Annotated in this window: 13 protein-coding genes; 4 read left to right on the top strand and 9 right to left on the bottom strand. The window is 31.6% G+C overall.

Annotated features, from left to right (window positions below):
• Positions 1 to 302 precede the first annotated feature (302 nt).
• The 4 genes from ACIQ0M_RS04440 to ACIQ0M_RS04425 all read right to left on the bottom strand — a co-directional run bounded on the left by ACIQ0M_RS04440 (position 303) and on the right by ACIQ0M_RS04425 (position 3,953).
• Entirely contained in the window at positions 303 to 1,007 is a 705-nt protein-coding gene (locus tag ACIQ0M_RS04440) for a hypothetical protein (protein WP_396150131.1), read from the bottom strand.
• Positions 1,000 to 1,995, bottom strand: a complete 996-nt coding sequence (locus ACIQ0M_RS04435) for a hypothetical protein (protein ID WP_396150129.1) — start codon at positions 1,993 to 1,995, stop codon at positions 1,000 to 1,002. The genes ACIQ0M_RS04440 and ACIQ0M_RS04435 overlap by 8 nt, the downstream gene beginning before the upstream one ends.
• Positions 1,996 to 2,045: 50 nt before the next feature.
• On the bottom strand, positions 2,046 to 2,309 hold the full coding sequence (locus ACIQ0M_RS04430) for a hypothetical protein (protein WP_396150127.1): 264 nt from the start codon (positions 2,307 to 2,309) through the stop codon (positions 2,046 to 2,048).
• A 105-nt stretch (positions 2,310 to 2,414) separates the two neighbouring features.
• Positions 2,415 to 3,953, bottom strand: coding sequence for a vitamin K epoxide reductase family protein (locus tag ACIQ0M_RS04425; RefSeq protein ID WP_396150125.1), 1,539 nt, complete (start codon positions 3,951 to 3,953; stop codon positions 2,415 to 2,417).
• A gap of 202 nt (positions 3,954 to 4,155) precedes the next feature.
• Here ACIQ0M_RS04425 and ACIQ0M_RS04420 point away from each other — a divergent pair, with 202 nt between their 5' ends.
• Entirely contained in the window at positions 4,156 to 4,515 is a 360-nt protein-coding gene (locus ACIQ0M_RS04420) for a helix-turn-helix transcriptional regulator (protein WP_396150123.1), read from the top strand.
• Positions 4,516 to 4,549: 34 nt separating this feature from the next.
• Here ACIQ0M_RS04420 and ACIQ0M_RS04415 read toward each other — a convergent pair whose 3' ends face one another.
• The 5 genes from ACIQ0M_RS04415 to dapF form a co-directional block, all read right to left on the bottom strand.
• Positions 4,550 to 5,194, bottom strand: a complete 645-nt coding sequence (locus tag ACIQ0M_RS04415) for a peptidoglycan-binding protein LysM (RefSeq protein ID WP_396150121.1) — start codon at positions 5,192 to 5,194, stop codon at positions 4,550 to 4,552.
• 97 nt (positions 5,195 to 5,291) lie between these two features.
• On the bottom strand, positions 5,292 to 6,197 hold the full coding sequence (locus tag ACIQ0M_RS04410) for a DUF2279 domain-containing protein (protein WP_396150119.1): 906 nt from the start codon (positions 6,195 to 6,197) through the stop codon (positions 5,292 to 5,294).
• On the bottom strand, positions 6,198 to 7,235 hold the full coding sequence (gene mltG, locus ACIQ0M_RS04405; protein ID WP_396150117.1) for an endolytic transglycosylase MltG: 1,038 nt from the start codon (positions 7,233 to 7,235) through the stop codon (positions 6,198 to 6,200).
• Between the two features lie 12 nt (positions 7,236 to 7,247).
• On the bottom strand, positions 7,248 to 7,778 hold the full coding sequence (locus ACIQ0M_RS04400; protein WP_396150115.1) for a GNAT family N-acetyltransferase: 531 nt from the start codon (positions 7,776 to 7,778) through the stop codon (positions 7,248 to 7,250).
• Between the two features lie 11 nt (positions 7,779 to 7,789).
• Positions 7,790 to 8,572 carry a diaminopimelate epimerase gene (gene dapF, locus ACIQ0M_RS04395; protein ID WP_396150113.1) on the bottom strand — a complete coding sequence of 261 codons (783 nt, stop codon included), beginning with the start codon at positions 8,570 to 8,572 and terminating at the stop codon, positions 7,790 to 7,792.
• 133 nt (positions 8,573 to 8,705) lie between these two features.
• Here dapF and ACIQ0M_RS04390 point away from each other — a divergent pair, with 133 nt between their 5' ends.
• From ACIQ0M_RS04390 to ACIQ0M_RS04380, 3 genes are all read left to right on the top strand, one after another.
• Positions 8,706 to 10,094, top strand: a complete 1,389-nt coding sequence (locus ACIQ0M_RS04390) for a trypsin-like peptidase domain-containing protein (RefSeq protein ID WP_396150111.1) — start codon at positions 8,706 to 8,708, stop codon at positions 10,092 to 10,094.
• Positions 10,095 to 10,241: 147 nt separating this feature from the next.
• On the top strand, positions 10,242 to 11,693 hold the full coding sequence (locus ACIQ0M_RS04385) for a glyceraldehyde-3-phosphate dehydrogenase (RefSeq protein WP_396150109.1): 1,452 nt from the start codon (positions 10,242 to 10,244) through the stop codon (positions 11,691 to 11,693).
• Between the two features lie 137 nt (positions 11,694 to 11,830).
• A complete protein-coding gene (locus ACIQ0M_RS04380; protein ID WP_396150107.1) occupies positions 11,831 to 12,190 on the top strand; it encodes a hypothetical protein in 360 nt (119 codons plus the stop codon).
• Positions 12,191 to 12,234: the final 44 nt, after the last annotated feature.

Genomic DNA, 12,234 nt, shown 5'->3' with positions numbered 1-12,234 from the left:
AATCTGGTACAACAAAAAAAGACGCCACGGTGCATTGAATTACAAAACAATCGAAGAATTTAATAATCAAATCAACATTTACAAAAATGTCGCTTAACTTAAACTGTAATTTATATTTGCATATCCATTATCTGTATATATAGTAATTTTTACGTCTTCGATTCTTTCTTTTGTATCGCTATCCAAAATATCAATTTTTGATAATCTATTTTCTTGAGTATGGGAGATGTTTTTAACTAATAAATAGACAATAGTTATTAAATATTATTTTATGGTTCCTTTCGAATAAAAAATAAAGCTTTTCAATTGGCTTTTAATTTCTTTCTAGAGATAACAAAATTTATATCAAATGTGTTGTTTCTTTCAATTAAAAATTTATAATCTTGCCATTGACTTTCATATCGATTATTTAAATAGTAAGGGGAAATAATATTCCGTTTTGAAACACCAACAATACCAAAACTAGGACCATTAACAAAACCTAATTCTTCATATTTTTTTTTGCTTAACTTTTCAATTGTAATAAACAACCCGTTTTCAGAAAAAGGGATTTTATATTGTTCCAAGTTTAATCTTATTTTTTTTTCATTTTTTTTTAGACTAATTAATGTGTCTTCTACAAAAAACTTATTTATGAATTGCTTATTTTTTAAATCAAACTCATAAACGTTAATAAGAAAAGGAGCAAACTTATCATTATCATTATGAATACTCTTTTTTTTATTCATGTCATATATTATACTTTTTTTTACATCTATTATTAGTTCTTTTAGAATTCCATCATTATTTTTTGTTAAGGGGATATGTACACCTATTTTAATATCATAACTAGGCGAATAAGAATGTCCAAAATTTTTTGGCATATAATGGCTTATATTTCTTTTTGGTTTTATAGTTATACTCTCCTCGCCATTGTATATTTCCGAACATGTTACAACTCCAAAATTTGCATTAGAGCCACAACTAACCATCATGTAAAAAATTGACAAAAAAAGAAATCTATTCATAATAATGGTATTTAAAACCAATGTTTATTTTAAAATTATTCATTTCCTTAGTTATTTCCTCTAGCCGATTCTCTCTATCTTCGTCACTTAGATAAATTGAAACGGAAACTGGGGGTCGTACTTTACTAAATTTTGAATTTTTTGAAAATGAATTTTTCGAAAATGAAATTGGTCCATTTTGGTCAATTTTTAGAGGTATTTGTAATGGTAAGTATTTTGTTAAAACAACTTCTTTATTTCGGAAAAATGTCCTTCGAATTGGAGATTCCAAAACTAGATTTCCATCTTTATCAGCTTTTCCAATTAGAGTAATTGAACAGAAAATACCTTTGTCAAATATTTCTATACTTGACTTTAATTTAAATTTTATAACTTCATTTTTAATAACATCTTTATCAATAAAGAAGTATTCTGGGTTGCTAATTAATGAATCTGAAGGCAATCCATCATTATTTTCAAGAAAGCTAATTTGAACAATTGAATAGGGTAAATCAAAATTATTATTCGTTTTCATCCATAATTTATCTAATACAATTGGTATGGAAACCTCATCTAAAAAGCACTTTTTTTTAGTATTAACTTTTATCAAAGTAGCCAATTGAAATCCATATGCACCAAAACCACATGCAGAAGTTTCATTAGACCGTTGTAACTTTTCAGTGAGATATTTTTTTTTATTACTTTGACTTAATTCTATTTCCTTTAATTGATAAATATTTTTTTTTAAATAAATTACATCTGTAATTTCAGAAGTATTTATTCTTATATTCTCATAGGATACATGTGATAATTCAATAGTTTGCACTCCTGAAAAATCTGCAGTTACTCTCCCCTCTTCATCAGAATAAAACCCATTTCCGTTTAGTAAATTTATGGAAACAAATTCTATACCCGAGTTAGTTAAACTATCTAGGATTTGAAACTTTAAACTTTGAGCTTCAAATTTTAAAAAATACAACAAAAAAATTAATACTATTTTCAACTTCATCATAAAAAATTAAAAATAGCCACTACAAATAGTGTAGTAGCTATTTAATACTATAAACCTAGACTTTCACATAAACCTACCGGACAAGGGAAAACTTGACCAGGTAACTCTTGTGAACTTCCGTAATTAAATCCCAAAAATGTTCTTTGATATCTCGCAGTACATTCATAGGCTGTAGCTGGCCCCCCAGATGTATTACTATAAAAGTTACCTGTACACTGATAGCCTGTAACATAGCCACTACCATTAACATTCTTTAACTGCTCTCTAGAAAGCACATTTACTCCTTCCAAAGCTAAAATTGATTTTTTCATAATCTAGTAATTATTTATTTAAATTTTCCTCAATCCTTTAAAGTCAGTTGAGTTTCTGACTACTCTTGCAAGAATATTTTTATCCTAATGGTTTTTGCTTATTTTTTAATTAATATTTTCTTCTATTAAATCTGTAATAAAATAGTTCAAATCTTGGAGTTCATATTCTTTTGGAAATAGTTTTTGATTAATAATAATTACAGGTGTGTAATTAAAATTATTAAACAAACACCAATCATAGTACTCATATATCAAATTAACAGTTTCACTAGAAATATTGTTTATTTTCCATTTATTTCTCCATTTTTCTAATTCAAAATTGTGAATATGCCAATCAGAAATGGCTTCAAAAAGCTTGTCTGAGTTAGTAATATTCATCTCTGTCAAAGTTTCTACAACAACGTTAAATGGATTTTCTTTATTATTTGGGTTTATATTAAAAATAATATCCACAGTAAATGAATCAGGATTATTTTGCATTAGTCTGATTACCTCTTTAAAGATTTTATGACAATGAAAACATGATGGACTTAGCAATAAACATATTTTTATTGGAGCATTCGAGTTTCCCAAATTGATTTTCTTTAAACTGTTAAATACTTCTGCTTTTAAAATTGGTTTCGTTAAAAAATTAAAGACACCATAGTTTCTTTTAATCTTCCTCAATTGATAAATTTCATTACTTTGTTTGTTTATTTTCTCTAAACTATCTTTAATTAAAAACCATAATAAACTAACCGTTAAAGTTGATAAGACATATACAATTAAACCTTGAAAAGTCAAACTAGATATTGATGAATAAATCATAAAAAACATCCCTAGAGAAAGTAAACTAAAAGAAATCAACAAACAAAGTGGACACCATTTTTTTAATTTAACTCTCTGAACCCAAATTGTATAAAAGATTATTGGAAATACTAACAAACTAATAAATCCAATCAAATTAGTTATCCCTGTTTCAAAAAATATACTAAGAAATCCAGCCCCAAAAAAGATTACTGGCAAGTCTATAAAACTCAACCATCTATTTATTTTAGAATAAGATGAAACAAAAACTTTATTGCAGGAAACAGATGAATTAAAATTGCAGAAGCTTGAAACTAGTTTTTTATTACTACCAAAACTCTCATTAACAATCAATATACTAAGCAAAAAGCCAACCACAACTACAGAAGTTATTAGCAAACTGTAAATATTAAGTTCTTTAAAAAATAATAGTAATAGAAATGGTATAAAAACTAGTAGTCCATTTTTTAGATTATTAAAAGTCTTATTATAATTTAAACCTTTCGATTCTTTCTCATTAGGTTCAATTCCAACAAACAATCCATCCCAATTTACTATAAAATCATCCTTTTTAAATTGAAACTCTTCTAAATTATCAGATTCAATTAAAACAAAATCGTTATGCTTTGAAATTAAAACAAACTCATTTCCAAAAAAGGTCATAAACTTTTGAGGCAATTCAACAAACTTATCTTTTGGAACATAAGCAGCAATATTCTCAATTCTTAAAGAATCAAAAGAATCTGTAATTGCATAAAGACTTGGGTAGTTGGGATGAGACAAATATAAATCTCTGAAATTATCTATTAAATCAGAATAATTATTAATATTCAAGTATTTTGAAACAACATTTAACATCTAATTCCCATTTTGGCTTAAACTTTAACAAAGCTACAATTTATCTTAAAAGTAAGAATAGCTTTGTTATTTCAAAAATAAATAAAAAATAATAGCATGCAAAAAAATAAAATGAAATTCCTATGATTTTTTTATGCACCTATCCCTGCATAATATTGCATAAAGAGAAAATAATAATATCTTTGTAAAAATAAGTTATATAATGGAACATCAAAAACTCATTCAAGCTCGAAAATCGAAAGGATTTACTCAAGAACAAATGGCTTCAAATATTGCTATGGAACAAACAACTTATTCAAGAAAGGAAAGAGGTAAATCACCAATATCGGATGAAGAATGGCAACGATTTGCGAAAACACTCGATGTAACTGTTGAAGAAATAAAAGAGAGTCAACAACCAAATTTAAAAAATGAACATTGTACTTTTCAAGACAATAGCATTGGAATACAATTTATTTCTATACCTCAAGAAGTTTTAGATACTATTTTGAAATATAATAAGAAACTCGAAGAAGAAAACGAAAAATTAAAAAATGAAATAAAAAAAGCAGGTCAATTTTAAATTAACCTGCTAACTTTATCTTCAATATTAATATTTAATTGCTTTTCACTTTCGCATTTTTGTTTGCCACAATATGCGAAGTATCATAACCGCCAAATTTTTTGATATAGCTTTTTATAGAAGTGCCAAAACCGTCTTTGATACTTCGGTTTCCGTTACTTTTTAGAAATTTCTTGACAGAACCTGCTCCGCCTAAGTGGGCAGCAGCCAACAATCCTGATTCGGTAATTGTTACACCTTTAATAACTTTGCCGTCATATTTTTCAATTTCATCACGAAGAATCCATTTATTTATAGATGCCAAAGCATTGAATGCCTTTTCTTGTTGTTGTGGAGAATTCATGAAATGAAGACTATCTCGAACACCAATCGTTCGCAAGGTTCCCATACCAAATTGGTATTTTCCCATATATCCAAAGGAATTCACTAAATGATATTTTCCTTGTGATTCTTTAAAAGCTAAGGCTTGTTTGAAACCGGCATAGGTTTTTCCGGTTTGTGGGAATATCACGTTTGTATATTCCAATTCTTCTGCAGTGGGAACGGTGTAATGTAAAACCTCATCCGATTCATTTACATAAAACCAATTCAAATTCTCAAATTTATATGGTTTAAAACCTGTAGTAATTACGCCTACAATTAAGGCTATACAAGAATAAAAATACCATTTTTTCGACATATATGTTTATTTCTCAAGCTCTGTCACCATCTTGAATTTCACGGTGCAAATATACACATTTTTATTAGAAAATTGACTATCAACAAGTTAAACTTTTCTAAAAATAAAAAACATGAAATTTAGATCTCCCTGAGCTACTGATTTCAAACGTTGGAGCTGGAATTTTGATGGTATTAAAAAGTGTGAAAACAGTCTTTAAAAAGTGTGAATTGGTTTTAATTTTGGATAAATCAACGTCAAAACTCAAATAAAATTGACGAAATCGGTCGTCATTGATCGTTAAATCATTTTTTTTAGAAGAAAGCATTCCATTTGCTCCATACCCAACAGCTAAATTTAACCACTTTGGAATTTTTGAAGTTTTGGTAAAGGAATGAAGATTGGCAGACAACCAATACGTCTGTCCGTTATAATCTTTCAGAATTTGTTCGCTGAAACTTTCACCCAATAACTCAGGTCGTTGATTGGCGTATTGAGTTGTGTGAAAAGAAAATTTCGGGATTATTCGTTGCTCATCCCACAATAGTTCTTGTGAAACATACAAAGCGGTTCCTGTGGCATTGGCTGCTACATCGCCCCAGGAAAATCCCCATTCGGCAGAATAACCATCAAAAACCTCAACAGCTGTGAGGAAAACAAAACCATAACCGGCACCGTAAAGTAATTGATTTTTTTTTGAAACACCACTCCAAGCAAGCATTTCGGCACTCAATCGACCTAAATGATAGGATGAATAAACATGTCCCGCTTTGTCTATTTGAAGCCAATCGTTATTATCATTTTTAAATTGAAAAGACGATTTTTCATATTCGGCATACCAAAGTTGATTCAATCCAATCAAGGCAGCCGAGGTTAGAACGGCTTCTGATGTGATAACTAAATTTCTTCTTTGACTATCTAACGTATCAGCAGGTTTTAAAAAATTATTTAAACCGGATTGAGCAAATGCACTATCGATGAATAGTAATAAAAATAAAGAAACTATGAAAAATGAATTTCTCAATTAATTTGCGGTTTGAGCATTTAACCACGTTGCATATTTTTTGGCATTCACATTATGTTGTTCTAATGTGGTTGCAAATTCGTGATAGCCAAATCGTTCAACACTGGCACAAAAATAAATAAAATCATGTTGTTCAGGACTCAAAACAGCATCAATAGCATTCACATCCGCCATAAAAATGGGACCCGGTGGCAAACCGACATTTCGGTAAGTATTATAAGGAGATTCAACTTCCAAATGTTTATAATAGACGCGTTTAATCACTTGCTTAAAATCATTAGACCCTAGTTTATAGGCAAAAATCACAGTAGGATCGGCTTGCAACGGCATTCCTACATTCATACGGTTCAAATAAACTTTTGCTACACGAGGTCGTTCCTCTACTTTGGCAGTTTCTTTATGAACGATTGAGGCTAAAATAGAAACCTGAACCGGAGTTAATCCCAGTTTTTCAGCTTTGGCTTTACGATCATCATTCCAAAATCGATAGTATTCTTTTACCATCTGATTTCTAAACTTTTCTGCGGAAGTATTCCAATAAAATTCAAAGGTATTAGGCAACAACATAGTAAAAACAGTTTCTTCTGTAAAACCGTTTTCTTCTAAAAATTTCGGCTCTTTAAATGCTTGCAACAATTGTATACTATCCGCTTCAATTTGTGAAGCTATTCTACCTGCAAAATCTTCTAATCGCTCTTGGTTGTTAAAGGTAACGCGAACCGGAACACTTCTTCGCAATGCAGAAACAATAGCATTGGTATTCATGTTTTGAGTCAACTCAAATTTTCCGGCTTTTATATCTGTGGCATATCCTCTTCGTTCCGCAAGAGTTTCAAACTTTTCGATATCTTTTAAATAGGGAGAAACAATAGCTTTCACCTCTTCAAAAGTGGAATTAGTAGGAACAAAAACGGTTACTTTTTCTTCTGAAAAACTCGTATTGGGTGTGAAAACAATTTGATAGACTTTAAACCCAAAATAGGCAACTACCAATAAAACAAGTAAGGATATGTAAAGGATTATCTTTTTAAAATTCATATGTCTTGAAAATTATTTTGTGTTGATTAATTGATAAAGTGCTTCGTCGGAATAATTTCCATGAGTAAAATTCCAGTCCTTTTTTATTCCTACACATTCAAATCCAAAAGTAGTAAAAAGTGTTCTACTTGCTTCATTGCTTGTTGAAATATTAGCATATAATTGATGCAATTCCAAATGCTCAAAAGCGTATTGAATTAACAATTGTAAAGCCTGTCGGCCAAATCCATTTTGTCTGTTTTCGGGATGTTGAATCAATATCCCAATTCCTGCACGTTTATTTTTTGGGTCAAAGTCAAACAAATCAATTAAACCAATCGCATCAAAATGATCATTCTTACAGATGGCCAAGCGTAATTGTTTCGCTTCAAAAATATCTTGCTGAGCATTGTCAAGGTACTGACGGATTAAAAACCGGCTGTAGGGTGTTTGGGTTTGACTGATTTCCCAAACGGTTTCATCGTTTTCCAATTGGTACACAAAATCCAAATCTTCCGGTTCCAAAGCCCGTAAATAAATGTGTTGACCGTGAAGTGTTTTCATTGTTCAGTTGTCTAAATTTGAATTTTTCCCTCAAAAACTAAGGTGGCCGGCCCTATTAAGAAAACTTCTGTATATTTTTTTCCTTCTTTTTTAAAAGTCACTTTTAACTCGCCACCTTCAACCAATAATGAAATGACATTGGAAGTTGTTTTTCCTATCGCATTCATAGCTATCGCTGCGGCTGTAACACCGGTTCCGCAAGACAATGTTTCATCTTCTACACCTCTTTCATACGTTCGAACAGCAAACAGAGAATCGGTAATAACTTCCACAAAATTAACATTACTACCTGCCTTTCCATACAAATTACTATAGCGAATTTGACTGCCGATTTCTTTCACAGGAACAGATTTTACATCTTCTACCAGAGTAATATGATGCGGAGAACCGGTATTCAAAAATACATAATCGGAAGCCATTTTTATCTCATCCACATTTTTCATTTGCAATGAAACTGTTCCTTCTGCTGAAATTTTGGCATAATGTTCACCATCCACGGCAATAAAAGTAGTTTCGTTTTCAATCACATTCAATTGCTTCGCAAAAGCGACGATACATCGGCCACCATTTCCACACATGGAACTTTCATTACCATCGGAATTATAATAAACCATCTTAAAATCTGAAATTTTGTCATTTTCGAGTAATATCAAACCGTCAGCACCAATTCCAAAACGTCTGTCGCAGAGCTGTTTGATTAGTTTGGTATCATTTTTGGAGAAAATTTCCTGACGATTATCAATCAGGATAAAGTCATTTCCCGTTCCTTGGTATTTAAAAAATTGAATGTTCATTGGTTAAAGATATGCATTGCAAAAGTACAATTATTTTAAAGAAAAGTTAAGGGCTGTTAAAGTGCGTTAAACCTTATTTGCAGAAATAATAAATCGTATAAATTTACATTAATAAACTAAATTTAGATGACCTATGAAAAATGTAACCAATTTATTTTTAGTATCTCTTTTAAGTGGAATCACCACATTGGGAGCGTACAAGTTATTTTTTGAAAACAACACTGAAAATTCAAAAAATATAGTAACTACCGCTCCTCAAATTCAGACCAAAAATGTTGGTCTTTCCGCCGAAACAGTCGATTTTACTGAAGCGGCAGAATTAGCCTTAAATCAAGTAGTTCACGTAAAAAATGTTACTTACCGTACGGTTTATAATCCAATTGATTTCTTTTACGGAAACCGAGAAGGACAAGCACAACCACAAATTGGTACCGGTTCCGGGGTAATTATTTCAGAAGATGGCTATGTGGTAACTAATAACCATGTGATTCAAGGAGCTACCGAATTGGAAATTACGCTAAACAACAAAAAATCGTATCCGGCAAAATTAATTGGTTCCGATTCCAAAATGGATATTGCCTTATTAAAGGTTGAAACCGATGAGAAATTACCGTATGCGGTTTTTGCCGATTCAGATCAGGTGAAAGTAGGTGAATGGGTTTTAGCAGTGGGAAATCCATATAATTTAAATTCTACCGTAACGGCAGGAATTGTTTCGGCTAAAGCCAGAAATTTAGACACTAGCGGAATTCAATCATTCATTCAAACCGATGCAGTGGTTAATCCCGGAAACAGCGGTGGAGCATTGGTGAATACGAGAGGAGAATTAGTTGGAATCAATACAATGATTTCTTCAAATACGGGAAGTTATGTAGGCTATTCGTTTGCTGTTCCCTCCAACATAACCCGAAAAATAATTGAGGATATTATGGAATTTGGAAATGTTCAACGTGGAATTTTAGGTATTGAAGGAAGAGAGTTGAACGGTGCTGCTTCTAAAGAATTAAACTTAAACGAAACACAAGGGTTTTATGTCAACAAAGTAACCAAAAATTCAGGTGCAGAAAAAGCGGGAATCAAATCGGGTGACGTGATTATTAAATTAGATAACCAAAACGTAACTTCCTTTGCAGAACTTTCCGGTTATGTGAATACCAAACGTCCAAATGATGAAATAAATGTGACCGTGAATCGCGATGGAAAACGACTAACAATCCCTGTAAAATTAACCAAAAAAGAATTGTTGAATTATGAATTTTATGGTTTGGAATTAGAGGATTTGGAACCGGCTGATAAACAGCGATTCAAGTTAAAACAAGGAGTAAAAATCAAAGACATTACCAATGAAAAATTGGCTCCTTATGCCGATGAATTAAAAGGAAGTATTATTTTGAGTATTGATGGAGTAAAAGCCACCGATGTGGAAACTATTTCGAGAGGTTTAGGAAGCAAAACAGAAAAAGAAGGTGTACGCGTTGAACTGATGCTTCGCAATGGGCAAGTCATGCGAATCATACTATAAATAGAGTAAAATTTATTTAGTCCTGCAAAATCGAAATTTGATTTTGCAGGATTTTTTATTTTAAAAAAAAAGTAAAAAAAGTTTACGAAAACGTTTGAAATCTATACTTTTGCACAAAATTTTACAACACCAACTAATTTTTAAAGTATGAATAACAATCCTTCTTTATACGAAAAAGAGCTTTCGTTTCAAGCAGACCGCAGAAGAGCCGGAGTAGAATTTATCAAAATTATCAGCGATTTATGGTATGACAAATCGATTGAAATGGTTCTTTTCCGTAATCAATTGATTGACAAAAACGTATCTGAAATTTTAAACTTACATGAATATGCAGGCGAATTTGTGGGTAAACCAATCTCCATTTTTGATTCAGTGGAAATTGCCAGAGAAATGTTGTCGTTAGACTTACCACCATCAAAATTAGATATTGGTAAATTAACGTATGAATATCATTTGGAGGATGACAAATACCACAATACCAAATCGTTTGTGATTGATAAATTGCGAAAAGCAAAAGAATCAAAATCCATCAAACCAAAAGATGTTGTTTTATACGGTTTTGGAAGAATTGGCCGATTGTTAGCCAGGGAATTAATGTCTAAAACCGGAAAAGGAACGCAATTACGTCTTCGTGCCATTGTGACAAGAGATAAAAATGATGCAACCATTTTAGAAAAAAGAGCTTCTTTGTTGCGTTATGATTCCGTTCATGGTGACTTTCAAGGTTCGGTAGTGGCTGATCCCAAAAATAACGCTTTACTAATCAATGGAACTACGGTTCATATTATATCTGCTGGTTCTCATGAAGAAATTGATTACACCGCTTATGGTATTGAAGATGCTTTAATAATTGATAACACCGGAGCTTTTACAACCGAAGAAGCATTGAAAAGACATCTTACTTCCAAAGGAGCTTCAAAAGTTTTACTTACTGCACCGGGAAAAGGAGTTCCAAATATTGTTTATGGTGTAAACCACAAAGAACACAATCCGGATAAAGTGGATATTTTTTCAGCAGCATCTTGCACAACCAATGCCATTACACCTATTTTAAAAGCTGTGGAAGATACGTTAGGTGTTGTAAAAGGTCATTTAGAAACGATTCATGCGTATACAAACGATCAAAATTTAGTTGACAATATGCACAACAAATACCGCAGAGGTCGTGCGGCTGCCTTAAACATGGTTATTACTGAAACCGGTGCCGGAAGTGCTGTTGCCAAAGCATTGCCTAGTTTGGCTGGAAAATTAACCTCAAATGCCATTCGTGTTCCTGTTCCAAATGGTTCCTTGGTGGTTTTAAATTTGGAAGTAAGCAAAGAAACTTCCGTAGAAGAAGTAAATGAAATCATGAAAAAATATGCGTTGGAAGGTCAATTGGTGGAGCAAATTAAATATTCGCTCAATAATGAATTGGTTTCTTCGGATATTGTGGGCACCAATGCTCCGTCGATTTATGACAGTAATGCCACGATTGTTTCGGCCGACGGAAAAAACGTAGTGCTTTATGTTTGGTACGACAATGAATTTGGTTACAGTCACCAAGTTATTCGCTTAGCAAAATACATTTCTAAAGTACAACGTTACGCTTATTACTAAGCTAACTAAATACTTTTTAAAAACCGTTTAACATGTAGTTGAGCGGTTTTTTTTATTTGTTCAACAAATAAAGGTAAGCTAAATACAATTATTTCAAGTATTTACGTTATATTGCTAACGATTTAACCCAAAATCTCATGAAATACCTACTATTCTTAGTGCTCATAAGCACTCAGCTTGCTTTTACGCAAGAAACTATTCTGACCTATCAGCATGGTCAAAACGGCATGGAATTAATCGCAAATACCAAAACAGGTACTATGGTTGTGAGTACATTCAATGCAAAAATGACAATTCGACAAGACATTGCTTATAAACTATACACGCTTTACCAACAAAATAGAATTAAACACAATGCCGTAGTAACTGTTTTGGGTAAAGAAGCAAAAGTGATTGGTAAATGTTTTATTAAGAAAAAACATAACTTAACCAGCATTGAATTTTATTATGACAAAGTTTTTTGGCATAATGGAATAGTTGAAGTACATGGTAAATAGAATTCAAAATTATATTCATAAAAAAACTCCCGATTTCTCAGGAG

The organism is Flavobacterium sp. (assembly GCF_044339515.1).
In the GTDB taxonomy this organism is placed as follows: domain Bacteria; phylum Bacteroidota; class Bacteroidia; order Flavobacteriales; family Flavobacteriaceae; genus Flavobacterium.
This window is presented reverse-complemented; position numbering and strand designations above follow the sequence as displayed.